Raw genomic sequence first — 19,609 nt, 5'->3', positions numbered from 1 at the left:
GGCCTACTCCCCGTGCTCGGCGAGGCGCTTCTGCAGCTCCTCGAGGGTTCCGTCGGTGGGCTGCCCGATCGCCTCGAGCTTCGCCTTCACGTCGGCTTCCGTCTCGGCGTCCGGCGTGCCGCCGTCGGTCGATGAAGGTGCTGGCGGTGTGGCGGGCTCCTGCGGGACGGCCGGCGTCTCCGGATCGGGCTGGGCGAGGACGTGGTCGCCGACGAGCTTCGTCGCCCACGAGGGGACGGCATCCCCGGGCGCGAACGCCTCGGAGGTGCCGTCCTTCTTCGTGACGTGGACGAACGCGCCGAAGACCTTCTTCGTCGCGCCGGCCATCAGGCGAGCACCTTCGCGGCGAGCGTCGCGTTCGCGTTCTCGAGGATCGGGAGCGCGGTCGCCGAGAGGAGCACGTAGCGGCCCTCGGGGTCGTTGTCCGAGAACACGGCGCCGAAGATGCCGGAGCGCTCCGTGCCGCCGATGCCGTACTTCGGCGACAGCGACTCGGCGGTGATGCCCCAGTCGGTCCCACCAAGAGCGGTGCCACCGTCGCCCGAGATCGACACGGAGGCCGACGACGGGACGAAGATGACCTTGCTCGGCGAGATGACCGAGACCTGAGCGCCCGCTGCGCCGGCGACCTTCTCGTCGTTGATGACAAGGGTGCCGTACCCGAAGGCCGAGAACACCGCCTGCACCTGGTCGACCGAGATGATCGGGCCGACGTCGGCCGCGGGGCGACCGGTCGCGGCGGACCGGATGCCGTCGTTCCGCTGCAGCGCGGTCATGACCTGCGTCGAGATCAGGACGTCACCCCAGCCGCCGTTGTTGGCCGCGACGTAGACGGCCTTCCAGGCGGCGAGGTCGCCGAGGACGTCGGCCGTGGGGTCAGACCAGAACTTCACCGCCGTGACGGCATGAGCCGCCTTGCGGCCGAAGTCGATGGTCGCCTTCAGACGGTTCTCGTTCAGGGTGACCTGACCGAACTCGAGCGCCTGACCGCGGGCGAGCTCCACGCGGGTCTGGATCTGACCCGCGATGAGACGCGCCTTCTTCCGGTAGGACGCTTCCAGCAGGCCCGTTCCGTCGATCTGCTGCGAGAGGGTGTCCCACTCGTTGACGCGCAGCTTGCGGCTGATCGGGGGGATCCGGCCGGAGCGGGACTCGCCGCCCTGCTCGGAACCGAAGTCCGACTCCGCGTCGAACGATCGGTACGACGCCGCCTGCGGCAGCGACGTCTGCGACACGTCGAAGTTGAACGACAGCGACGGATTGTCGCGGTTCGGGAGGTACCGGTCGAGGGTGAACGCCGGCGAGACGACGACCTGCGCGGCCCGCGCTTCGGCGGTGACCGCGGCGGCCGTCAGGACAGAGGGGTCGTATTCCATGTCAGGCTCCTAGTCCTGGTAGGTGAAGATGCCGGTGGTGTCGGCGCCCTCGACGGTCGTCCGCTGCGCCACGACGGGCAGACGGTTCTGGTGGATGAACGCGTGCACGGTGACGCCGACGATGACCGACGTCGCGAGCGACCCGTCAGCCCGCAGCAGCGGCTCATCCGCGATCAGGAACGAGTCGAGGACCTCCGTGCCGTCGGACGCCGCAGCGTCGAACGGTGCCGCGAGACCCGTCGCCGTGACGATGCCGAGCGCGACACCAGACGGGACGACCTTCGTCGTCGCGTTGTAGTGCGTGCCCGAGGTGAACTTCGAGAGGTCGAGGGTGCGCGACTGGCCGTTGCTGAGCCCGTGCCGCGACGCGAGCCAGGACTGGTCCGAGCCACCCGTCGACACCGTGGTGATGCCGAGATCCATGGGGATCTCCTTTCTGGTGAGAGTGGGGTTACTTCTTGCCCTGCAGCTCGTCGACGCGCTGACGTGTCATCTCCGCGATCGAGCCGCCCGACGTGCCGCCGGGGTTCTGCTGCTGTCGCTCCATCGCGGCCCGCACGGGGTCGCTCGGAGGCGTCTGGGGGTCCGCCGATGCACCGAAGGTGCCCGCGAACGAGGTCAGGGCTTCGACGTTGATGTCGCCCTGGTCGTTGACGAAAGAGTTCGCGTTCACGTGCGCGAACGCAGTGGCGACCTCGTCGTCGGTCTTCTTCGTGAGGAGCTGGAACCGGGCCTTCACGGCGTCGGTGAGGTACCGGGCCGCGCCGAGGTTCTCGCCCTCGCGCCGCGCTTCCTCGCGCGCTTCGGCGAGCGCCTTCTCCGCCTCGGTCTGGTTCGCCGCCTTCAGCGTCGCGAGCTCGTCGGCCGCGGCCCTCAGCTGGTCGTAGTCCTTGCGCTCATCGGCGCGACGCTCGTGCTTCCGCGACTGGTGCTTCCAGTACGCGAGCTGCTGCTCCTGCGTCATCTCCGCGACCGGGGTATTCGCGGGGAAGCCAGAGGGGTCCGGGTCCGGCGTGGGATCACCAGGCGTCGGGTCGCCCGGGTTCGGGTCCGTGACGAACCGGAGGCGGGGCATGCAGAGGATCGGGCGGCCGAACGAGTCGAACTTCATGGTGGTGTCCTTCGTGTCGAGAGGTGGCGGCCCGTGACGGGCCAACGTGGTCAGGAGTCGGATCGGGAGAGGTCGGCTTCGAGAGATCGGAGCAAGCTCGAGAGGTTCTTCACGCGCTGCGCGAGCACGACCTGCTCCCGCGGTGTTGCCGTGCCGTCGTTCGCGTGGGACGCCTGCACCTGCTGCAGCCGCGATCGCGCGTCTGCGAGGTCGGCGGCGGCCTGGTCCCGGGCCTGCTGCTTCCGCTGCCGGATCACGGCCGGCGTCGGCTTCTGGAACGCCGCGGCACCGGCCTCCGAGTGCGTGCGGAAGTGGTCGCCCTGTTTCACCAGGACGGGCCCCTTCTCGCCGTGCTCGTTCACCTGCACGCGGACGTTCAGCAGGTCCTCGCGAGCGGTCGACCGAGCCTGCGCGGGTCGCTGCCCGCCGACAGACGCTGCCTGCCCGGCTGCTGCGTAGAGCTGCTCAAGGTCCTCGTCGTTCAGCACCTGGCCGGGATCCTGCGTGCCGACGATCGGCATCGACCCGCACTCGCAGCCGTCGTGCAGCGGCCGGAGCTCGTCGGTCCGGTACCGCTGGGTTGCCGCGACCGCGCAGAGCCCGCACGTGCCGCTCTTCGACCGCTCTGGGTGGATCACCCGCCGGTACCCGACGACGCGCGGCAGCGCCTCGTAGATCCGCTGCTCCTCGTCGCGCTCGGCGAGCATGATGTCCTCGTGGAGCAGTAGCTCGAGGCGATCCTCGACAGCCTGCCGAGCGTCCTCGAGGGTGCCGCCCTGCGAGTACGCGTAGATCGCCTGCGACGCCGGCCGCGCGTATACGTCCAGCGCCGTCGTCCCCGACCTCGGGTAGTAGGTCACCTCGGTCGGGAACGTGTCGAGTGCGTCGAGAGCGCGCAGCAGGCTGGTCTGGTACGACCGCACCAGCCGTCGCGCTTGCGTCTGCGCCTGCATGACTCGGTACGCGGACGCCGCGGCCGCCGACCCGACCTGGTCGTCGTCGTGGTAGTTCGACACCCCGGACCAGATCTGCAGGATCGCCGTCAGCAGCTTCCCGATGAGCGAGTCACGCTGCGACGCATGCCGATCCGACAGGCTGCCCGCCTGCTTCGTCGTCAGCGCCATCAGGCGGCCGTCGCCGGTTCAGCCGTCTCGAACTGCTCCTGCAGCCGATCCGTGAGCTCCTGCGCGATCTCCGAAGGAGTCATCCCCCACACGGAGCGGTTGATGTACGCCTGCGAGACACCGGACTGCTTCGCCGCCTGCGCCGCCGTCGCGCGCTGGTTCACCGACTCGAGGTTCACCGGCGCCCAGATTGTCTCGACCTGCGCGGCGTCCGCGCGCACCGAATCGCCGAGGCCCTGGAACGCGAGCGACTGCTCAATCGCGAACGAATCGCCGGCACGCGTGTTGCGGTCCTTCACCTTGAACGAGAACGACTCCCGAGCGAGCGCAGCGCCCTCCGCTGAGCCATTCGTCGCGTCCGGCATCAGCAGGTAGATCGGCGTCGACGTCACCGACGCCAGGTCCCGCTTGTCGTCCTTCGCCGCGGTCAGCAGCTGAGTGATGTCGGTCGGGTTCGACTCCCAGATCTTCGCGTCGCCGCCGAGCAGCCAGAGCGCGGCCGGGCCGCCGGCGAACACCTCGTTGTAGTCGATCCGCTGGCCGCGGAGCGTCAGGTCCGGGTAGTCCGCCGGGTAGTGCGACGGCAGCGTGCCCTCGATCGCGCGCTGACGGAACGCCTGCATCGCGATGATCGTCAGCCGGTCCCGGGTGACCGAGTTGATCCGGTCGATGGAGTCGAGGTGCTTCTCGAACTCGCCGAACCCACCCGGCGCCGCATGCTCCACCATCGGGTTGTCCGCGGTGAAGCCCAGCGGCACAGGATCCGTCGCCCACGACCAGCCGCTCCCCGGCATCCAGGGGGTGCCGTCGTTCGGCAGCGTCGGCACCGGCGTCGGCCGGTAGGCGGTCCGCATGTAGCCGGGCCGGAACAGGGTGATGATGTCGGCCTTGTTGATCGCGTCGTACCCGACGACGATCGCGTCCTCCGTGGCCCACGGAGCGGTCGCGTACTGCTCCGTGGCGGTCGTCCAGCCGTTCGACGGGAGGAACATCGGGGACGCCGCTGCCGACGGCTGAGACGGGCCCGTGGTGAGCACGAACGCACGGCCGTAGTCAGCGACGTCCCGCAGCAGCTCCTTCGACCGAACCGCCATGTGCGACCGGTTCCAGTTCGTCAACGCGAGCGCGTCCCCGGTGTCGTCGCCCGGTGCCGCCGTCCGGAAGCCGAGCGCCGTCTGCCGGTCGACCAGCGATCCGGAGATCAGCTCGGCGGTGTTCAGCCGTGCCTGCTTCACGATGGTGAGCATCGCCTGCGCGTTCACGCCCGACACCCCGGCGGGAACGAACCGGGAGCCGTCCGAGAACGAGCGCAGCAGCGCCATCCTCGGCAGGCCCTTCCCGAGCTTCGTCGCCAGCCTCATCAGACGCCAGTCATCCGACCCCGTCACGCTCGTCTCGGTCAGCATCGGACCCTCCTCACCTGACTCGGACCGGCACCGCCGTCTCCGGTTCATCGGCCGGTGGCTGTGAGCCCCGGTTTTCGTAGTCGGCAGCGGCCTGGAACGCGAGCGTCGCCGCCATCGCGGCGTCGATCTTCCGGACGCTGTTCTTCGTCTCCTTGCCGATGACGTCGCCACCGGTGCGGCGCCACACCCTCGCGTTGAGGAAGTGGCGCGTCATCGCCTTGTGCCCGGCGTGCGTCATCGACCCGTCGGCGATCGCCGTCTGCAGAAGCTCGAGCGCTTGAGCGATTCGCGTGGTGTGCTTCGTCCAGAACCGGATCGACTCCTTGCCGCCGGCATGCACCAGGAGCGCGTCGCCGAAGTCCCGCTCCCACGCGTTCACGTACTCCTGCCAGTACGGCGGGTCCGCGTAGAACCCGACGACGGTGTACCGCTCGAACGCACGACGCACCTCGGCGTCGAACTCCTCACGGTCGACCGTCCAGTCCTCACCCTCAGGCCCGTCGGGCTGCTCTCGGATCAGGATCGGGAACAGGTGGTGGTCCGAGACGCGGCATGCGATGAGCGCGGTCGCGTCGTTCGACCGGGCGCCGTCGAAGCCGAGCGTGATCATGTCGCCCTCGGCGGGCGGCAGGAACCCCTTCGCGTCACCGTTCCGCAGCAACGTGATGATGTTCCGAGACGCCCAGGACTCGACCTTCACCCACGCGTCCTGCGACGACGTGAGCGCGTTCAGGAACAGCCGTCGGGTGTCGGACTCCTTGCGCTTCGGGTCGAAGACGTCGTTGACGAGCCCCTCGAGGTCGTTCCACTCGAGGCAGTCGCCGTAGGCGTCCGCGAACGCACGCTGCAGGTTCTCGATGTGCCAGCGACGCGACTCCTCCGTCGACGGCACCACCGGGTCGCGCAGCGACTTGATCTCGCCCCACCGATGGTCGATCAGCTGCCGGTTGATCAGCAGCCGGCCTTCCTCGATGAGGTCAGCGACCTTATACGTCTCCTCGGCGATCGAGTCCTCGCCCGGTCCGAACATCGTCGTCGTCTCGAGGTACCAGGTGCCCGCCGACCCGCGACGCTTCGACATGTTGTTGACGACGGTGCGGAACATCGACCGGAGCTCGGGCTTCACGTACAGGTGCGTCTCGTCGAACACGGCGAACGTCTCGATCCCGCCGTCCTTCGACGCCGAGCCCGACGTCGACGGTCGGATCTCGCCGCCGGACGGCAGCACGACGCCCTTCTTGTTCACCGTCAGGCCGTACGCCTGCGCGTACCGGAACAGCGGCGCCGTCTCGTCGGTGAGATTCAGGTACACGGCCGCGAAGACGTTGCCGGCCTGCTCCTCCTCCGTCGCCATGATGCGCACGAACGGTGACGTGACAGGCTTCCCCATCGGCTCACCGGGCGCGTACGTGTACACGCGGCCCATGAACTCGTACGTCTCGCCGCCGACCGCGAACCCAGCGAACCGGGCCGGGCCGAACGCCTCGAACATCACGAGGTCAGCCGCGAGCCCCGACTTGTTGCATCCCTTCGGGCGGGACAGGAACGCCGAGTCGTACATGCGGCGCCCACGCGAGTCGAGCGCGTAGCAGTCGACGATGAAGCCCGTGTACTCGTCCGTCAGCCGAACCGGCTGCCCGATGACGTCGCCCGGACCGTGGACGCAGAACGTCTCGATCCACCACGTCGCGATCCACCCGAGCGAACGGTTCCTGTCGTGCCCGTCCGCGTGCAGCAGACGGCGCGGCATCAGGCGAGCCGCTTCCGGCGGTCATCGATCGACGACACGTTCCCGGCGGGCCCGTCGTCCGTCTCGACCTCTGCCTCAGTCGGCGCTGGCCGGTCGACCGTCACATCGACGCGGAGCCGCTGACGAGCCTCCGGCGTCGCGCCGAACTGCTGCACCCGCAGCCGCACCTCACCGGCGAGCTCGAAGTTCCCCCGAGTCCACATCCAGTGGTGCATGAGCGCGGTGTCGAGGAGGAAGTCCCAGTCCGGCTGCGTCAGCATCCGAGTCGCCTGCGGACTCTTCCGCCAGTGGTTCCACCACCGGACCGTCGCCGGGTGCCACGGCATCGTGTTGCCCGTCTTCGGGTCCCGCACGAAGTTCCGCGGCAACGCCATGCCGCGCAGCCGACCGTCGGCGACGAGCGTCACCCGATCGATGCCGGACCGGTCCCTCGTGTGCGCACCCTGCGCAGGCCCGCGGCCTGCCATCAGAGAACCCCGATCGAGGTCGCAACAGTCGTGATCGTGCTCATGGAAGCCTCCGTGACGGATGCCCGAGCCGCTGACGCAAGCCCAGACGTGGCGAGACCCCCCAGACCTGCCACACGCAACGCGAGCAGCAGGACGCGGAGCGGTCTTGGGCCGCCCCTGGGGGGAGGGGGTGGTGTACCCCCGTGTTGTATTTCAATGACAGCCGCAGGTTCGATTGATTGGTGCCCGGGGTGGGTGGGCGGTGTCAGTCGTCGTGCGGTGCGGGGCTGTCGGGTGTCTGGGTCATCCCCAGGTGATGATGCCGACGGAGGTGAGGGTGGACGCGGTCAGTGCGGCGGCGATCATGGTGACGCCGGCACGATCATCGCGATGATGACGGCGACGAGGTTCAGGGTCTCCATGGGTGGTGTTCCTTCCCCCTTGGTCAGGCGACGTCGAGCGTCCCCGTGTGCATGACGACGCCGACCGCGCCGGTCGCTGCCTTGATCGCGTCGGCATCGACCGCCTCCGTGGTGGCGTGGACGATGTCGCCGGCGTACGAGTGGACCTCGTTCTCGACTTCGAGCTGGTCGATGACGATCGCGAACGGCGTGGTCGCGCTCTCCCCCTCGACGATTGCCGGGAGTTCGAGTACCTGGATGCGTGCCATCAGCGCACCACCGGCCACGCGTACGAGTGGGGCGCGTCGCCCTCGGAGACCGAGGTGACCCACAGCACGTCGTTGCCGTCGAGGAGCACCTGCCCGTTGACCAGGCTGTCGTTCCACACGCGGACGATGATCATCGGGTAGATGTCGCCCTCGCGTGCGGCGTTGCCGATGTGGTGCTGTTCACCGGTGCCCGGGCTGTGCACGCCGGGCTGGGGGTGGCGGTGGATGGCGGAGTCTTCGCGGCGCTTGTTGATGCGCGCGGCGTCGTCGGCTGAGATCCGGAAGTGAACGATGCGGCCGATGCTGGGCTTCGACATGGTGTGCTCCTCTGAGTTGATGTGGTCGTGGTTGGTCAGCGCTGCGCGTCGAGGTCGTCGTCCGCGTCGCCAGTCGCTGGTGTCGCGGTCGGGTCGTCCTCGGCGCCGCCGTCCTCGGTCGGTGTCGGGATCAGTTCGCCGTTCTCGTCGACGGGCTGGTCCGTGACGATCGGCTCGTCGACGACGGCGGGCTCGACGTACGGCTCCGGGTCGGAGTACGTGGTCGTCTCGGTGATCGTGACGAGCTGCACGTCGGGCTCGAGGCCGGCGGTGCGCATCGCCTGCTCGATGACGGCGAGGTCGCCACGGGCGGTCGCGAGGAGCGTGCGTCGGTCGGTGATGACGTCGGCGTCTCGGGCGACGGCGTAGAGGGTGCGGGTGGTGTCGGCCATGGTGTCTCCTCAGAACGGGGGCGGGTCGTTGCGTGTCGGTCGGATCGGGGTGTCGAGGACCCCGGGATGTTTCGGCGCCTCGGCTGCGGCGCGTGCTCGGCGTGCTGCCTGCGATGCGCGGCCGCCCTGCTGCCCGGAGCGGCGGAGGTGGTGCCAGGGGCAGAGGGCGCGGAGGTTGCTGAGGCTGTGGTCGTTGCGGTCGTTGATGTGGTCGCAGTCGGTCGCGTACAGGCCGCACGGCTCCCCTGTGTCGGCGCGCTCGTGCTGGCATTGGTAGCGGTCGCGCTCGAGGACGGCGAGACGTCGGGCTTCCCAGTCGGCGGGGAGTGTGACGCGTCGAGTGCTGCCGGACCAGCCCGTCACGGGAGCAGGCCGCGCCGGTACAGGGCGGCGATGATGTCGGACGTGATGTCGCCGACCGCGTACGCCATCGGTTCGTGGTTGCCGAGGAGGATGCCTCGTGCGCGCGAGTCCCAGCCGGCCATGACGTCGAGGAAGTAGATGACGGCGGCGGCGTGCGTCGCCTCGTGCGCGATCGTTCGGGTGGTGAGCTGGCCGGTCCACAGACGGATGACGAGCACCGGGCCCGGATCAGGTGCCGGCCACGAGAAGCCCGTCGAGGTCTGCGTCACCATGCCGCCGCCGATGTCGTCCGCAGGGTCGTACTCCCGGCCGCGCGCCGCGGTATGCGCGCGAGCCATCTGCTCCTGGTCGTCGTAGACGTGGACGTACACCTGCCGGCGTCGGCCAGATGCGCGGGTAGCCACACGAAAACGGGCAACCAAGGTCATGAGGCTCCCTCCGCCCTAGGCTGCTGGCGTGTTCGCCGACCTCATCGCTGCCACCGCTGCGCCGACCCCCAACGTCCAGATCGCACGTGATGCCTATGACTGGTGGAGCGACATCTGGCTGCCCGCACTCACAGCCGTCGCGAGCTTGGCCGTCTCCGCGGTCGCTGTCGGCATCGCCAGGCGGTCCAACAAGTTCGCGCAAGCGGCCACGAAAGCAGCAGAACGATCGAATGCCATCGCTCGAGCTGCCGCTCGGCAGGAGGACCTTCGGGTCGAGCGCGAAGCGGCGCGCGTCCTCAGGGAAGAACGCAGCGCGTTCGCGAAGCGCTTTCTACGAGCGATCGACCGTCTCTCTGGTGAGCTTCACGCTGAACCGATGCTCTGGAGCATGCCGATGGATGAGATCGGCGACAACGCTCTCTACGACATCGGCCCAATGCTGTTCGAAGCAGCCGTCCGACGTTGGGAGCAGACACCCTTCGATGCAGCGGTGCAGTTCATCCGAGACGGCGCGAAGGCAGGCGGCGGGGCGCGTCACACCCAGATCGCGCGCAACGCTGCGCACAGTCTGGTCTGGTACTGGGCGGAGGATCCGGCGAGGATCGACCGAATGCTGCCCTTCATCCGCAAAGACACCGCCGAGCGCCTCGGCCTCTGATCAGCCGGGCCCGACGGGGTTCTTGCCCTTTCGCGCGCCCGACGGGTAGCCGAACACGTCCTCGAACCACTTCGACACAGTCGCGTCGAGGTACGGCGCCGGCACCTTCCCGCGAAGCTCCCGCTTCAACGCGGTCCACGGGTGCGGGCTCAGTCGCCACTTCGCGAGGCCCGGCCCCTTGGTCCAGTACCACTTCAGGTAGCCCTTGGACCCGGGCCGGGGGTCGGCGACCGCGTCGATGTGTGCCGGGTTGCTCGCCATGACCTGCTCCTCACAACGTCGGTGCGGACGTGGTCGGCCGTCGTCCAGCCGAGGCCCGCGTGTCACCAGCGGGTTGCCCGGGGTCGCGGCCGGTCGGTCCCCGGCGATCGCGCCCCGGTCGCTGAGGGAGGTGCGTGTGGGCGGTCGCCGGGAAGTCGCTGGGCCGACGCGGCCAGTCCCTGCTGCGTCGGCCCGGGATCCTTCGCCACCGACGGCCGGGCGGATCATCCCGTGTCCCGGGGCAACGACGCCTCACCGGGGGTACGACGGAGGCCCCCACCGTGATGGTGAGGGCCTCCGGATGCTCCATGCCGGTGACCCGGCGTGGAGGTTCGCTAGCGCCAGTGTACATACTCGATGCGACACACGGGAACTACTGCGGATCCGGCGTGGCGCGCGTGGCCTTCTGCCCGAGCTTCCGTGCCCGGTACTCGGCCTGGACGACGTCGCGGCGGACGAAGACGCGGCCGCGGAGCTTCGCCACCTTCATGCCGTCGGCGACGTACCGCTCGAAGGTCTTGGGGTCGATCTTCAGGTGCTGGCAGGCGTACTTCTTCGTCCACCACTCCTCAGCCATCGGCGCCCTTCGGCGGTGTCACGTCGCGGATCGTGGACGGGTTGAAGGCATCGCGCAACGCACGCAGCTCGTTCCGGTACCACTCGTGCACGGAGGTCGAGGACGTCCAGTCGTGCTGCACGAATCCGCCGAGCACGAGGTCGGCTCGCTCGACGGCTGCTCGCACTGTCGCCTCGGCGGTCGGGGTCGGCTGCGAGAGCAGGGCGCGGGCCTGGCCAACGGCCCGTGCACGCCGGTTCCCGAAGTCGTCCAGCAGTCCCACGATCAGCGACTCCGGCACGGGGATCATGCGGTCGGTCATGCTCCTGCCCCCGCCTCGTGCTCCTCGCGGAGATCCCGGATGAGCTCCCGCACCCGCTTCGCGCCGAGGTGCTCAGCCGCAGGCTCCTCGTGCCCGCAGAGCTCGCACCGGAGCACGAAGTCGATCACGTCCTCCGACCGCCACTCCGCGCCGAACGCGAAGTGGTCGCACACCGGGCACGGCCGCGGCAGCACACGCCGCTGACCGCGCGGGGACCGCGGGTACTTCCCGAACAGCGGCCGGAAGATGTCCCCCACGTCCGTGATGAACACCCGGCCGGACGGGTCCGCGAGGATCTCGTCCCACCGGATGAGGAGCCACGTCACGAGGATCTTCACGAGCTCCCCGGCGCCGGCCGGTGTCGCCTCTGCGCGGAACCCCTGCTCGTCGTCGCCGCGCCGCCACACGACGACAACGGTGGCGGGCGGGTTCACGTGCAGCGTCTCCGCCCAGTACGTGACCCACTGGATGAGGCGGGCGTACGCGTCGTCGGTGTCGTCGATCGCGTCCGCACGAAATGGCAGCGGTGCCTCCTTCGAGGCGGCGCGGGGCATGCCGTCGCCCATGGTCCCGAGGGACGGGAACGCGAGCATCCGGGCGTACGCGATGAGGCCGGGAGCGTCGTTGAGCGCTCGGCGGGCCCGGGTGGCGTCGAGCTCGAGGGCGGTCTGCTCGTCGAGCTCGGAGGTGATGGTATCGGACATGTCCTCGCCTCTCAGAACGGGGTCTCGTCGTCGTACGTGCCACCCGGCTGGGACCACCCGGTGTCCTGCTGCGGTTGCTGGCCGCCCTGCGGCGCCCACGGCTCGCCGCCGCCCTGCTGGCCGCCCCAGTTGCTCCCGCCGCCGCTCTGCCCGCCCTGACGCGGCGCACGGGGCACGACACCGAGCGTCGGGAACCGCAGCACGACCTTCGCGCCGGAGCTGCCGTCGCGCTTCGCGTAGACCTGTACCTCCGGGTCGCCCGTGACGATGACCTTCGTGCCCTTCTGCACCTGCTGGGCGACGACCTGCGCCTCGTCCTCCCAGAACGTCGCCTCCGCCCACGTCGTGCCGCCCTGGTCCTGCCAGGTGCCGTCGTCCTGCCGCTTCGACCGTGTGTGCGGGACCGTGACCGAGATCACGGACTTCCCGCCCTGCGTCGTGTTCAGCTGCGGCTCGTTCGAGACGAACCCCTCGACGGTCATCGTTCCCTTGCTCATGACTTCCTCGCTTCTGCCGCTCGTGCGGCGTTCTCGTCTCGCCACTGCTCGGCGAGCTCGATTGCTCTGGTGACGTCCGCGAGGTGCTGCTTCGCCTCGTCGATCGTCAGGACCTGCTGCGTCCCGCGGACCATCACGGTCACGCCGCCGAAGTCGTCCGGCCAGACGTCGACCACGGTCTCCTCGCGCGTCTTCGTCACGGCCATCACGACACCTCCGTGAACGGCGCCCGCAGATACTCGAGCAGCTCGAGCACGGACGTGTTCGACCAGTCCGACGTCGTCTCCTCGTTGCCGACCGCGGTCATGTCGATGCGCGTCACGACCTCGAGGAGGACGGCGGCGCCGTCGTGCCGATGCGGCCGGAGCCGATCGAGGATCGCGACCCGGTCCGGGAAGTACCGGTACACGGTCCCGATCGAGCAGCCCGCGATTCGTGCGACGTCCGCAGTCGTGAAGCGGTCGATGCCGATCTCCGCGATCGCCACCTCGCCGGCCTGTTCGATGGTCGCCAGCCGCTTCGCCGAGCGGGCCTGCACCGGTTCGTTCCTCAGTTCCAGCGTCATCACGCCGCCTCCACTCCATCGAGAGCCACCGCACCGTGCGGCGACCACGTCCTGTCCTTCAGGCGCGCGTACTGGCCCTGCCAGATCAGCGACACCTCCCCGTTCTCCCCATGCCGGTTCTTCGCCACCGCGACCGTCAGGTCGTCCGGCTTCGACCGGTCGTACGACAGCAGCAGCACCACGTCCGCGTCCTGCTCGATCGACCCCGACTCGCGCAGGTCCGACAGGATCGGCACCCGCGACTTCCGGCCCTCCACCAACCGGTTCAGCTGCGACAGGGCGATCACCGGAACGCCGAGCTGCTTCGCGAGCTTCTTCAGCGACCGCGACAGCTCCGAGACGAACTCCTGCCGGGACTGCTGCGGCGCCGCACCCTCGATCAGCTGCAGGTAGTCCACGACGACGCCGGCGAGATCCCCGCGGCGCGACACCGACCGGATGTACGCCCGCATCTCCGCGAGCGTCGTCGACCGGTCGTCGATGAAGATCGGCGCGCCCTGCATCTTCTGCCGAGCGATCGCCACCCGCTTCCACTGCTCGTCGTTCAGCGTGTGGTTCCGCAGCGACTTCATGTGGACCTCACCGAACTGCGAGATCAGGCGAAGCTGCAGCTCGTCCTCCGACATCTCCAGCGAGACGTACACGACCATGCCGCGGCGGGCGAGCATCGTCGCGAGGTTCATCCCGAAGATGGTCTTCCCCTCACCGGGCCGGGCGCCGAGGACGATGAGGTTCCCGCCGGCGAGACCGCCGATGACCTTGTCGAGGGAGTCGAAGCCGGTGGACACGAACTCCGGCTTCTCGTCGAGCCGGTCGATCGTCGCCGCGAGCGTGTCCCCGACCGGGTGCACGTCGACGCGGGTGTTCTTCGCGACGCGCTCGAGCTCCTGCTGCGCCTCGTCGACGAGCTTCAACGGATCGCCCTCGGTCGCGGACCCCATGCCCGTGATCCGCATGCCAGCGTCGCGCAGGCGGCGACGGATCGCCTTCTGCCGGACGATGTCCGCGTGGTACCCCACGTTCGCCGTCGTCGCGACGAGGGACGTCAGCTGGAACAGGTACGCGTCTCCGCCTGCCTTCGCGATCTGCCCGGTCTTCTCGAGCTCGTTGACGACCGCGAGAGTGTCCGACGGCTCATCCCGCTCCGCGAGGGTCGCCGCGGCACGGGCGATGAGCTCGTGCTTCGGCTGGTAGAAGTCCGCCGGCGTGAGCGTGTCGAGCGCCGTCCAGATCGCCTCCCGATCGAGGAGCATCGCGCCGACGACGGTCTGCTCAGCGACCTGGTCGTACTGCTGCGCGTCATCCACGGCGACTCACCTCCTCGATCCACTCGGCGTCGTGCTTGTGTTCGTCGAACTCCTCGACGGTCACGCCGTGCGCCTCGCACCACGCCGCCTTCTGCTCGGCGAGCATCTCGGCCGTCGCGTCGTACCCGTACCGCGGACCCGCCGGGACCGCACGCTTCAGAACGTCCGCCGGCATCACCCACCGGTGCTCCTCCCGGTAGTGCTCCTGCACCGCCTCGAGCGCGACGTCGAACGGCAGGTGACCGATCAGCTGATGCCACGTCCGAGCGGAGAGCTCGGACAGCACGCGGCCGTCAACGCCCTGAGCCCAGAGCAGCAGCTGCGCTGCCTCCGATACCTGCATGGCTCACCTCCTCCTGCTCACGGAGCCGTGCGACCAGCGCGAGCCCCTCGTCCTGTCGTTCCTGGCCGCGGCCGCCGCGCGGGCTCGGGAGGTCGTCCTCCCACCGCGCGCCGTTCAGCCACGTCGCCAGGTGCGGCACGTACTGCTCCGGCACGTACTGCGCGTACGCCTTGCCGTGCTCCGCGATCGCATCGACGATCCGGATCATCGACAGCGGCTGAGTCCGCAGAAGACGATCGAAGGCCCTCCGCGCTCCCTGCTTCCCCGCCTTCCGAGGCCACGTCTTCCACGCCTCCTCGAAAAGCTCGTTCATGCGCGCGTTGGACGGTTTCTGGACGGTTTCTTCTCCGTAGGAGAAGAGGGACGGTTTGTGTGCAACAGGTTGCACGTCGTGAGTACGCGATCTCGCACCCCGTGACGCGTCAGATTGCACGTCGTTCACCGACGGGGTGCAGACGTTGCCTGCCGTCATGACGACGTCGTAGACCACCGGACGACGGTCCGCGCGGAAGTGCGCCACCAGGTCCTGGTCGCCCTTCCGGATCAGTCCCGCTTCCTCGAGCGCCCGCAGGTGGGACGCCACTGACCGGACCGAGCAGCGAGCTCGATCGCCGATCCACTCTCGGGACGGGTACGCGGCCGTGCCGTCGTCGTGTGCCCGGTCAGCGAGTGCGAGCAGCACCAGCAGGTGCGCCTGCTGCGTCACCGGCGCCTCGTACAGCACCCACGTGATCACCTTCAAGCTCACGGTTCCTCCTCCTCTCGTTCGTTCATCTCGCCCGCCTCGATGCGGGTCCTCATGCCCTCGGCCATCGCCGCCAGCAACGGGTTCCGGTGGTCCTCCCACCGCGCCAGGTGCGCCAGCACCGCGGCCCTGCTCAGGGCCATCAGTCGGACTCCGCTCGGTGCGCCGGGTTCCCATCGATCGGGACCCAGTGCACTTGACCGATCCAGTCCTCGGACCAGTACCCCCACTGCCGCCTCTCGCGGTCGTAGTAGGCGTAGTCGCTCTCGGCCATCAGCCCCACGCTCCGTCCGCCGGCGGCCACGCATAGTGCACGCTGCCGTCGTCCCGCAGCAGCACGAGGCCGTGCACTGCGTGCCGCACCTCGACCAGCTCTGGGTCATCGTGGCCGCTGATCTTGATCCCGCGGCGCACGGCCTCCGCCTGCATTGCCGGGTCTGACTCGATCAACCCGTTGATGTCGGACTCGAGCCACACCACGTTCGACAGCCGGTGCTTCGACTTCCGGCCGCCCATGCCGCCCTGCCGGTGCTGCGGGACGAGCGTGTCGCTCTCGTTCCCCGTCCACGCCGACCGGCGGCCGTCGCGCTCCTCGAGCGCGACGAGTAGCCACTTCGGGGTCTGGTCAGCCACGACCCACCTCCGCTACCGTCATCCCGATGTGGGATGACCTGTGGGAGTGGGCAAGTAGCCCTCTCGGGAGCGGAATCGTGGGCGGCGTGGCCGTGGCATTGATCGTCGCCATCGCCGCTCGCGTGTCGAAGAACGCTCGCAAAATGATCACCGCGATCTTCCGCTGGATCTTCGGCATCAGGATCACGACGAAACGCGGTATCCAGCGCCGCGTCGACGCCGCCATTTCCGAACGGCAGAGGCACGTTGTGCCGGCAAGGTGGGTCATCAGCGCGCGAGCCGGGACCGGGGCAAAGGGGTTGTACAACCTCGTCCTCGTGAACGTCGCACTCGGTAGCACTGCACGGGCCGTGCATGTCGACTCTGAAAGCTTCGGATTCCGATTCCTGAGCTCAGCCGACTGGGAGATCGTGGAGCCACATACCGAGGCTGTGTTCCAAGGCCACTGGGACCGGATGATGTACGGCGATCCCGGTTTCACGGTCGCTTGGACCGACGAGGCGGGGCAGCGTCGAACGGACTTCGTCTCCGTGTGAGTCCCGCCCTTCACGACGCCTCACCCCAGTCGAAGTCGAGGCCCTGCGCGTGGTCCTTGCGGATCCGCTTCTCGATGAGCGGCAGGTAGTCCGCCTCCCGCTCAATCGCGATGACGTCGAACCCCTCACGGAGGCACGCCTCGACGGTCGTGCCCGACCCCGCGAACGGTTCCAGGAGGGTGCCGCCCTTCGGCGTGACGAGCCGGACGAGCCACCGCATCAGGTCGAGCGGCTTCACCGTCGGGTGCGCGACACCATCGACGACTGGGCGCTCGGACGTCGGGGCCTTCGCCTCGTACCGGAACGTCGGGAGGCTGCGCACCCGGGCCTCCCATGCCCAGTCCTCGTCCGTCGTAGAGAACGTCGGGAACATCCGCGACGCGCCACCCCGGTCACCGTAGAACGCGGGCTCGCGGTCATCCGGCAGTCCGTTGCGAGCTCCGAACGCCGCGCCAGCGGTTGTTGCGCCCCGGAGCGAGGGACCGGACGCCCGGCCGGAGCCGCCCGTGTCGGGTGCCTGGCGGTCGAGCTCGGTTGCCTGCGACTCGTCGAGAACGACATTCGCCGGCCAGCGCCCCAAGGACTCGGCCTTCTCGACGTTGGCGGTCACGCGCTCGGCGTGCGCTGTTCGAGCGTCCACGTCTGCCATCCACGGGCGTGCCCAGCCATCTGACTTCGTCGTGAGCCCAGATCCGCTCTGCGCGCCGCCGCCGAGCGGGTCAGTGGTCGGAGTCCTGACGGCGTCGATGTTGAGCGCCCCGGAGCCGTGCGCGAGGACGTTCTTCGCGACGGTACCGATGATCGGCTTCCGCGCGACGACTATCGGCTCGAACGCCGGCTTCAGCGCGGTGCCCCAGCCGTCCCACGCCTTCGCCTCATCCGTCGTCGGCTCGAACGACGGCGGCGTCGTCCGGACGTTGTCCATGGACGACTCCACCTGGCGGAACGTGCCGGTGGCAGCGGAGGGCGCATACTCGTCGCCCATCGCAGCGCGACGTTTCTGTGACGTGTGCGACCCGCCGACCAGGACGTGTGCCTCGACAGCCTTCGCGACGTCCATCGACTTCGGGAAGCCGGAGCCGTAGAGCCACGCGATCGAGTCGCGGATGTCGAAGCCGGCGAGGCGAATCGACAGAGCCATGAGGTCGATGGTGCGAGAGCCGGCGAATGCGAGCAGGTGGCCGCCCGGCTTGAGCACACGCATGCACTCGTCCCACACCGCGGGCGGCGGCACGAACTCGTCCCACGCCTTCCCCATGAACCCGCCACCGGCCGACGGCAGGAACGAGCGGTCGCCCGTCGTCCAGTGCGTGATCGCCTCGGACACGTGCCCGGGGTCGGTGTTCGAGAGGCCGTAGGGCGGGTCGGTGACGACGGCGTGCACGGACTCATCGGGAAGCTCGCGCAGGACGTCGAGGCAGTCGCCGTGGAACAGCGTCACACCAGCGGCCTCGTAGTGCGGCTTCATGCGGCCACCGCCTCGCGCTCGAGCAGCGTCCGCATCGCGAGAGCGGCCTGCTGCGGGACGACGCCGTTGCCGAGCGCCTTCCACTGCGCGCTGTCGCTGAGACCGATCTCTGGGGCGCAGACGTGGCCCTCGGGAAGACCCATCATCCATTCACCGAACCTGGGGTTACCGCGCGGCTGCCCGCCCTTCACAGCCGCCTTATGAGGGGCCGGTGCAGAACGTCCGATCACTCGCTCCCATCGTTCGATGGTGGGGCGATACGGCCCCCAGTCCGCAGCAGGTCGTAGTCGAGCATCACCTTCAAACTGGTGACCTTCGTGCGCCCGGGCTTCTTCCGCAAATGGTTCTCCGGAGTGTTCCCCGAGTCGTGCGCCGCTGGGGTTGGCAGCAGCGGAAACTCCGCGAGTACGCCCGCGAGCAGCAGCTCGTCCGAGCGCTTCCCACCCCGGCGACGATTCCCGCCCGTAGCGATGGCCACCGTCGGCGTCGGCAGGATGGGCGAGGACGAAGATGCGCTCTCGACCGTGAGGGGCACCGGCGTCGGCAGCTCGTACGCGACTCCACGACGCGTCATACCCGAGCTCGGCCAGGTCGCCGAGAACGGCTCCGAGTGCTCGGAGAGCAGGTCCATCGTGTCGGTCTCCCACACCCCACGGGCTCGATTCCATCTGCCGATCAGCCGTTGCACTGAGTAGTCCTCTCACGTTCTCGATGACGACGAGCGACGGCCGCAGCGCGTCGATCGCCCGGGCGAACTCCGACCACAAGCCGGAGCGGGTGCCGTCGCGGAGGCCCCGGCGCAGACCGGCGAGGGACACGTCCTGGCACGGGAACCCTCCGGTGAGGACATCTACCGACTCGACCGTGGCCCAGTCGACCGCGGTCACGTCGCCGTAGTTCGGGACGTCCGGCCAGTGGTGCGCAAGGATCGCGGACGGCGCCGCGTCGAACTCGACGTGCCACGCGACGGATCCGCCGAGCACCTGTTGGACGCCGAGGTCGAGGCCGCCGTAGCCGCTGAACAGCGAGCCGATGCGCGGCCGATGTGTACCGTTGGCACCATGACCACGCTCATCTACGGCGGCCAGTCCTACGAGATCGACGGACGCGTCAACATCGACGACTTCACCTCCCTCGGCTACAAGCGGCTCCCCCTCGTTGGCGGCGGAACCGCCGTCTTCGCGACCGGCGAAGGGATCCACGCGGTCGTCATCGAGGACAAGCCCAAGGGCCGCGCCGCGGGCTTCTGACCCGCTCACGACCGCACCTCGACTCGCACAGCCGAGTCCACCGTGAGCACCCGGCACCGTCCAAGCGTCCCCGTCGGCTCGAACGTCAGCGTCGTCACCGTGCGGCCGGTCACCGACCCGTCGTGCCCGACCGACAGCAGACGGCCCGCGAACGCTTCGTCCAGCCCGGACGCCGGCACCGACACGCGGCGGCCGATCGTCTGCGCACCGAGCCGCCCTGCAGGCGTCCCCGGCTCCGGGACCGGGCCGCACAGCGAGCAGAAGTTCATGCCCGCGATCGGCGGGCCCTCGACGGGCGTCACCTTCACGCCCTGCGCTCGCGAGCAGTTTCGCGTGTGCACGACGTCGCCGCGACGCACCAGCATCGTGTCCGTCATC

The 19,609-nt window shown here is 69.1% G+C and carries 33 protein-coding genes and 1 pseudogene; 3 read left to right on the top strand and 31 right to left on the bottom strand.

Features of this window, described 5'->3' with window-relative positions:
• Nucleotides 1-3: 3 nt before the first annotated feature.
• The 13 genes from ACEN9V_RS14240 to ACEN9V_RS14180 form a co-directional block, all read right to left on the bottom strand.
• On the bottom strand, nucleotides 4-327 hold the full coding sequence (locus ACEN9V_RS14240; RefSeq protein ID WP_413600845.1) for a hypothetical protein: 324 nt from the start codon (nucleotides 325-327) through the stop codon (nucleotides 4-6).
• Nucleotides 327-1,376 carry a major capsid protein gene (locus ACEN9V_RS14235; protein ID WP_413600844.1) on the bottom strand — a complete coding sequence of 350 codons (1,050 nt, stop codon included), beginning with the start codon at nucleotides 1,374-1,376 and terminating at the stop codon, nucleotides 327-329. The genes ACEN9V_RS14240 and ACEN9V_RS14235 overlap by 1 nt, the downstream gene beginning before the upstream one ends.
• A 9-nt stretch (nucleotides 1,377-1,385) precedes the next feature.
• Entirely contained in the window at nucleotides 1,386-1,799 is a 414-nt protein-coding gene (locus ACEN9V_RS14230) for a hypothetical protein (protein ID WP_413600843.1), read from the bottom strand.
• 28 nt (nucleotides 1,800-1,827) lie between these two features.
• Nucleotides 1,828-2,487 carry a hypothetical protein gene (locus ACEN9V_RS14225; protein ID WP_413600842.1) on the bottom strand — a complete coding sequence of 220 codons (660 nt, stop codon included), beginning with the start codon at nucleotides 2,485-2,487 and terminating at the stop codon, nucleotides 1,828-1,830.
• A 50-nt stretch (nucleotides 2,488-2,537) separates the two neighbouring features.
• Entirely contained in the window at nucleotides 2,538-3,611 is a 1,074-nt protein-coding gene (locus ACEN9V_RS14220; protein WP_413600841.1) for a hypothetical protein, read from the bottom strand.
• Nucleotides 3,611-5,017: a hypothetical protein gene (locus ACEN9V_RS14215; protein WP_413600840.1), complete on the bottom strand. Its 1,407-nt coding sequence runs from the start codon at nucleotides 5,015-5,017 to the stop codon at nucleotides 3,611-3,613. Before ACEN9V_RS14215 ends, ACEN9V_RS14220 begins: the two co-directional genes overlap by 1 nt.
• Nucleotides 5,018-5,027: 10 nt before the next feature.
• Nucleotides 5,028-6,767: a terminase large subunit domain-containing protein gene (locus tag ACEN9V_RS14210; RefSeq protein ID WP_413600839.1), complete on the bottom strand. Its 1,740-nt coding sequence runs from the start codon at nucleotides 6,765-6,767 to the stop codon at nucleotides 5,028-5,030.
• Nucleotides 6,767-7,234: a hypothetical protein gene (locus tag ACEN9V_RS14205; protein WP_413600838.1), complete on the bottom strand. Its 468-nt coding sequence runs from the start codon at nucleotides 7,232-7,234 to the stop codon at nucleotides 6,767-6,769. Before ACEN9V_RS14205 ends, ACEN9V_RS14210 begins: the two co-directional genes overlap by 1 nt.
• Nucleotides 7,235-7,661: 427 nt before the next feature.
• Nucleotides 7,662-7,886, bottom strand: a complete 225-nt coding sequence (locus tag ACEN9V_RS14200; RefSeq protein ID WP_413600837.1) for a hypothetical protein — start codon at nucleotides 7,884-7,886, stop codon at nucleotides 7,662-7,664.
• Nucleotides 7,886-8,203 (bottom strand): hypothetical protein, encoded by a 318-nt coding sequence (locus ACEN9V_RS14195; protein WP_413600836.1) that lies wholly within the window; start codon nucleotides 8,201-8,203, stop codon nucleotides 7,886-7,888. The genes ACEN9V_RS14200 and ACEN9V_RS14195 overlap by 1 nt, the downstream gene beginning before the upstream one ends.
• 35 nt (nucleotides 8,204-8,238) lie before the next feature.
• On the bottom strand, nucleotides 8,239-8,595 hold the full coding sequence (locus ACEN9V_RS14190; RefSeq protein WP_413600835.1) for a hypothetical protein: 357 nt from the start codon (nucleotides 8,593-8,595) through the stop codon (nucleotides 8,239-8,241).
• Between the two features lie 9 nt (nucleotides 8,596-8,604).
• On the bottom strand, nucleotides 8,605-8,958 hold the full coding sequence (locus ACEN9V_RS14185; RefSeq protein ID WP_413600834.1) for an HNH endonuclease: 354 nt from the start codon (nucleotides 8,956-8,958) through the stop codon (nucleotides 8,605-8,607).
• Nucleotides 8,955-9,296: a hypothetical protein gene (locus ACEN9V_RS14180; RefSeq protein ID WP_413600833.1), complete on the bottom strand. Its 342-nt coding sequence runs from the start codon at nucleotides 9,294-9,296 to the stop codon at nucleotides 8,955-8,957. Before ACEN9V_RS14180 ends, ACEN9V_RS14185 begins: the two co-directional genes overlap by 4 nt.
• Nucleotides 9,297-9,414: 118 nt before the next feature.
• Here ACEN9V_RS14180 and ACEN9V_RS14175 point away from each other — a divergent pair, with 118 nt between their 5' ends.
• Nucleotides 9,415-10,044, top strand: a complete 630-nt coding sequence (locus tag ACEN9V_RS14175) for a hypothetical protein (RefSeq protein WP_413600832.1) — start codon at nucleotides 9,415-9,417, stop codon at nucleotides 10,042-10,044.
• On the opposite strand, the gene ACEN9V_RS14170 is transcribed toward ACEN9V_RS14175, so the two are convergent.
• From ACEN9V_RS14170 to ACEN9V_RS14110, 13 genes are all read right to left on the bottom strand, one after another.
• Entirely contained in the window at nucleotides 10,045-10,305 is a 261-nt protein-coding gene (locus ACEN9V_RS14170; RefSeq protein WP_413600831.1) for a hypothetical protein, read from the bottom strand.
• A gap of 373 nt (nucleotides 10,306-10,678) precedes the next feature.
• Entirely contained in the window at nucleotides 10,679-10,882 is a 204-nt protein-coding gene (locus tag ACEN9V_RS14165) for a hypothetical protein (RefSeq protein ID WP_413600830.1), read from the bottom strand.
• Nucleotides 10,875-11,183 carry a hypothetical protein gene (locus ACEN9V_RS14160; protein ID WP_413600829.1) on the bottom strand — a complete coding sequence of 103 codons (309 nt, stop codon included), beginning with the start codon at nucleotides 11,181-11,183 and terminating at the stop codon, nucleotides 10,875-10,877. The genes ACEN9V_RS14165 and ACEN9V_RS14160 overlap by 8 nt, the downstream gene beginning before the upstream one ends.
• Nucleotides 11,180-11,887, bottom strand: coding sequence for a hypothetical protein (locus ACEN9V_RS14155; protein ID WP_413600828.1), 708 nt, complete (start codon nucleotides 11,885-11,887; stop codon nucleotides 11,180-11,182). Before ACEN9V_RS14155 ends, ACEN9V_RS14160 begins: the two co-directional genes overlap by 4 nt.
• A gap of 11 nt (nucleotides 11,888-11,898) precedes the next feature.
• Nucleotides 11,899-12,384, bottom strand: coding sequence for a single-stranded DNA-binding protein (locus ACEN9V_RS14150; protein ID WP_413600827.1), 486 nt, complete (start codon nucleotides 12,382-12,384; stop codon nucleotides 11,899-11,901).
• Entirely contained in the window at nucleotides 12,381-12,584 is a 204-nt protein-coding gene (locus ACEN9V_RS14145) for a hypothetical protein (protein WP_413600826.1), read from the bottom strand. The genes ACEN9V_RS14150 and ACEN9V_RS14145 overlap by 4 nt, the downstream gene beginning before the upstream one ends.
• Before the next feature lie 5 nt (nucleotides 12,585-12,589).
• Nucleotides 12,590-12,949 carry a TetR/AcrR family transcriptional regulator gene (locus ACEN9V_RS14140; protein ID WP_413600825.1) on the bottom strand — a complete coding sequence of 120 codons (360 nt, stop codon included), beginning with the start codon at nucleotides 12,947-12,949 and terminating at the stop codon, nucleotides 12,590-12,592.
• On the bottom strand, nucleotides 12,949-14,256 hold the full coding sequence (locus ACEN9V_RS14135; RefSeq protein WP_413600824.1) for a replicative DNA helicase: 1,308 nt from the start codon (nucleotides 14,254-14,256) through the stop codon (nucleotides 12,949-12,951). Before ACEN9V_RS14135 ends, ACEN9V_RS14140 begins: the two co-directional genes overlap by 1 nt.
• The gene (locus ACEN9V_RS14130; protein WP_413600823.1) at nucleotides 14,249-14,599 is read right to left on the bottom strand and encodes a hypothetical protein; all 351 of its coding nucleotides are present in this window, start codon (nucleotides 14,597-14,599) and stop codon (nucleotides 14,249-14,251) included. The genes ACEN9V_RS14135 and ACEN9V_RS14130 overlap by 8 nt, the downstream gene beginning before the upstream one ends.
• Complete coding sequence (locus ACEN9V_RS14125) at nucleotides 14,550-15,347, bottom strand: helix-turn-helix domain-containing protein (RefSeq protein WP_413600822.1); 798 nt, start codon at nucleotides 15,345-15,347, stop codon at nucleotides 14,550-14,552. Before ACEN9V_RS14125 ends, ACEN9V_RS14130 begins: the two co-directional genes overlap by 50 nt.
• Nucleotides 15,344-15,487, bottom strand: a complete 144-nt coding sequence (locus ACEN9V_RS14120) for a hypothetical protein (RefSeq protein ID WP_413600821.1) — start codon at nucleotides 15,485-15,487, stop codon at nucleotides 15,344-15,346. Before ACEN9V_RS14120 ends, ACEN9V_RS14125 begins: the two co-directional genes overlap by 4 nt.
• On the bottom strand, nucleotides 15,487-15,618 hold the full coding sequence (locus tag ACEN9V_RS14115; RefSeq protein WP_413600820.1) for a hypothetical protein: 132 nt from the start codon (nucleotides 15,616-15,618) through the stop codon (nucleotides 15,487-15,489). Before ACEN9V_RS14115 ends, ACEN9V_RS14120 begins: the two co-directional genes overlap by 1 nt.
• Entirely contained in the window at nucleotides 15,618-15,977 is a 360-nt protein-coding gene (locus ACEN9V_RS14110) for a hypothetical protein (protein ID WP_413600819.1), read from the bottom strand. The genes ACEN9V_RS14115 and ACEN9V_RS14110 overlap by 1 nt, the downstream gene beginning before the upstream one ends.
• A 26-nt stretch (nucleotides 15,978-16,003) precedes the next feature.
• Between ACEN9V_RS14110 and ACEN9V_RS14105 the strand changes: the two genes are divergently transcribed.
• Entirely contained in the window at nucleotides 16,004-16,513 is a 510-nt protein-coding gene (locus ACEN9V_RS14105) for a hypothetical protein (protein WP_413600818.1), read from the top strand.
• A 10-nt stretch (nucleotides 16,514-16,523) separates the two neighbouring features.
• Here ACEN9V_RS14105 and ACEN9V_RS14100 read toward each other — a convergent pair whose 3' ends face one another.
• The 4 genes and pseudogenes from ACEN9V_RS14100 to ACEN9V_RS14085 all read right to left on the bottom strand — a co-directional run.
• The gene (locus tag ACEN9V_RS14100; protein WP_413600817.1) at nucleotides 16,524-17,981 is read right to left on the bottom strand and encodes a DNA-methyltransferase; all 1,458 of its coding nucleotides are present in this window, start codon (nucleotides 17,979-17,981) and stop codon (nucleotides 16,524-16,526) included.
• Nucleotides 17,978-18,127, bottom strand: a complete 150-nt coding sequence (locus ACEN9V_RS14095) for a hypothetical protein (RefSeq protein WP_413603092.1) — start codon at nucleotides 18,125-18,127, stop codon at nucleotides 17,978-17,980. Before ACEN9V_RS14095 ends, ACEN9V_RS14100 begins: the two co-directional genes overlap by 4 nt.
• Before the next feature lie 80 nt (nucleotides 18,128-18,207).
• Complete coding sequence (locus ACEN9V_RS14090) at nucleotides 18,208-18,612, bottom strand: hypothetical protein (RefSeq protein WP_413603091.1); 405 nt, start codon at nucleotides 18,610-18,612, stop codon at nucleotides 18,208-18,210.
• Nucleotides 18,527-18,964 (bottom strand): annotated as a pseudogene (locus ACEN9V_RS14085) (DNA cytosine methyltransferase); the annotation flags it as partial. The pseudogene ACEN9V_RS14085 and the gene ACEN9V_RS14090, both read right to left, overlap by 86 nt.
• 78 nt (nucleotides 18,965-19,042) lie before the next feature.
• Between ACEN9V_RS14085 and ACEN9V_RS14080 the strand changes: the two are divergent.
• Nucleotides 19,043-19,231, top strand: a complete 189-nt coding sequence (locus ACEN9V_RS14080; protein ID WP_413600816.1) for a hypothetical protein — start codon at nucleotides 19,043-19,045, stop codon at nucleotides 19,229-19,231.
• Nucleotides 19,232-19,236: 5 nt separating this feature from the next.
• Here ACEN9V_RS14080 and ACEN9V_RS14075 read toward each other — a convergent pair whose 3' ends face one another.
• A complete protein-coding gene (locus tag ACEN9V_RS14075) occupies nucleotides 19,237-19,608 on the bottom strand; it encodes a hypothetical protein (protein WP_413600815.1) in 372 nt (123 codons plus the stop codon).
• Between the last annotated feature and the right edge of the window lies 1 nt (nucleotide 19,609).

Origin of the sequence: Curtobacterium sp. Curtsp57, from assembly GCF_047324335.1 — a bacterium.
Taxonomy (GTDB): domain Bacteria; phylum Actinomycetota; class Actinomycetes; order Actinomycetales; family Microbacteriaceae; genus Curtobacterium.
The sequence above is the reverse complement of the archived record's forward strand: the minus strand, read 5'-3'. Positions and strand labels throughout refer to the sequence as shown.

Excerpts from the sequence above, each read along its gene's own strand:
- ACEN9V_RS14240 (WP_413600845.1), bottom strand. The coding sequence starts at position 327 with ATGGCCGGCGCGACGAAGAAGGTCTTCGGCGCGTTCGTCCACGTCACG.
- ACEN9V_RS14235 (WP_413600844.1), bottom strand. The coding sequence starts at position 1,376 with ATGGAATACGACCCCTCTGTCCTGACGGCCGCCGCGGTCACCGCCGAA.
- ACEN9V_RS14230 (WP_413600843.1), bottom strand. The coding sequence starts at position 1,799 with ATGGATCTCGGCATCACCACGGTGTCGACGGGTGGCTCGGACCAGTCC.
- ACEN9V_RS14225 (WP_413600842.1), bottom strand. The coding sequence starts at position 2,487 with ATGAAGTTCGACTCGTTCGGCCGCCCGATCCTCTGCATGCCCCGCCTC.
- ACEN9V_RS14220 (WP_413600841.1), bottom strand. The coding sequence starts at position 3,611 with ATGGCGCTGACGACGAAGCAGGCGGGCAGCCTGTCGGATCGGCATGCG.
- ACEN9V_RS14215 (WP_413600840.1), bottom strand. The coding sequence starts at position 5,017 with ATGCTGACCGAGACGAGCGTGACGGGGTCGGATGACTGGCGTCTGATG.
- ACEN9V_RS14210 (WP_413600839.1), bottom strand. The coding sequence starts at position 6,767 with ATGCCGCGCCGTCTGCTGCACGCGGACGGGCACGACAGGAACCGTTCG.
- ACEN9V_RS14205 (WP_413600838.1), bottom strand. The coding sequence starts at position 7,234 with ATGGCAGGCCGCGGGCCTGCGCAGGGTGCGCACACGAGGGACCGGTCC.
- ACEN9V_RS14200 (WP_413600837.1), bottom strand. The coding sequence starts at position 7,886 with ATGGCACGCATCCAGGTACTCGAACTCCCGGCAATCGTCGAGGGGGAG.
- ACEN9V_RS14195 (WP_413600836.1), bottom strand. The coding sequence starts at position 8,203 with ATGTCGAAGCCCAGCATCGGCCGCATCGTTCACTTCCGGATCTCAGCC.
- ACEN9V_RS14190 (WP_413600835.1), bottom strand. The coding sequence starts at position 8,595 with ATGGCCGACACCACCCGCACCCTCTACGCCGTCGCCCGAGACGCCGAC.
- ACEN9V_RS14180 (WP_413600833.1), bottom strand. The coding sequence starts at position 9,296 with ATGGCTCGCGCGCATACCGCGGCGCGCGGCCGGGAGTACGACCCTGCG.
- ACEN9V_RS14170 (WP_413600831.1), bottom strand. The coding sequence starts at position 10,305 with ATGGCGAGCAACCCGGCACACATCGACGCGGTCGCCGACCCCCGGCCC.
- ACEN9V_RS14165 (WP_413600830.1), bottom strand. The coding sequence starts at position 10,882 with ATGGCTGAGGAGTGGTGGACGAAGAAGTACGCCTGCCAGCACCTGAAG.
- ACEN9V_RS14160 (WP_413600829.1), bottom strand. The coding sequence starts at position 11,183 with ATGACCGACCGCATGATCCCCGTGCCGGAGTCGCTGATCGTGGGACTG.
- ACEN9V_RS14155 (WP_413600828.1), bottom strand. The coding sequence starts at position 11,887 with ATGTCCGATACCATCACCTCCGAGCTCGACGAGCAGACCGCCCTCGAG.
- ACEN9V_RS14150 (WP_413600827.1), bottom strand. The coding sequence starts at position 12,384 with ATGAGCAAGGGAACGATGACCGTCGAGGGGTTCGTCTCGAACGAGCCG.
- ACEN9V_RS14140 (WP_413600825.1), bottom strand. The coding sequence starts at position 12,949 with ATGACGCTGGAACTGAGGAACGAACCGGTGCAGGCCCGCTCGGCGAAG.
- ACEN9V_RS14130 (WP_413600823.1), bottom strand. The coding sequence starts at position 14,599 with ATGCAGGTATCGGAGGCAGCGCAGCTGCTGCTCTGGGCTCAGGGCGTT.
- ACEN9V_RS14120 (WP_413600821.1), bottom strand. The coding sequence starts at position 15,487 with ATGGCCCTGAGCAGGGCCGCGGTGCTGGCGCACCTGGCGCGGTGGGAG.
- ACEN9V_RS14115 (WP_413600820.1), bottom strand. The coding sequence starts at position 15,618 with ATGGCCGAGAGCGACTACGCCTACTACGACCGCGAGAGGCGGCAGTGG.
- ACEN9V_RS14105 (WP_413600818.1), top strand. The coding sequence starts at position 16,004 with ATGTGGGATGACCTGTGGGAGTGGGCAAGTAGCCCTCTCGGGAGCGGA.
- ACEN9V_RS14100 (WP_413600817.1), bottom strand. The coding sequence starts at position 17,981 with ATGAAGCCGCACTACGAGGCCGCTGGTGTGACGCTGTTCCACGGCGAC.
- ACEN9V_RS14095 (WP_413603092.1), bottom strand. The coding sequence starts at position 18,127 with ATGATGGGTCTTCCCGAGGGCCACGTCTGCGCCCCAGAGATCGGTCTC.
- ACEN9V_RS14090 (WP_413603091.1), bottom strand. The coding sequence starts at position 18,612 with ATGGACCTGCTCTCCGAGCACTCGGAGCCGTTCTCGGCGACCTGGCCG.
- ACEN9V_RS14080 (WP_413600816.1), top strand. The coding sequence starts at position 19,043 with ATGACCACGCTCATCTACGGCGGCCAGTCCTACGAGATCGACGGACGC.
- ACEN9V_RS14075 (WP_413600815.1), bottom strand. The coding sequence starts at position 19,608 with ATGACGGACACGATGCTGGTGCGTCGCGGCGACGTCGTGCACACGCGA.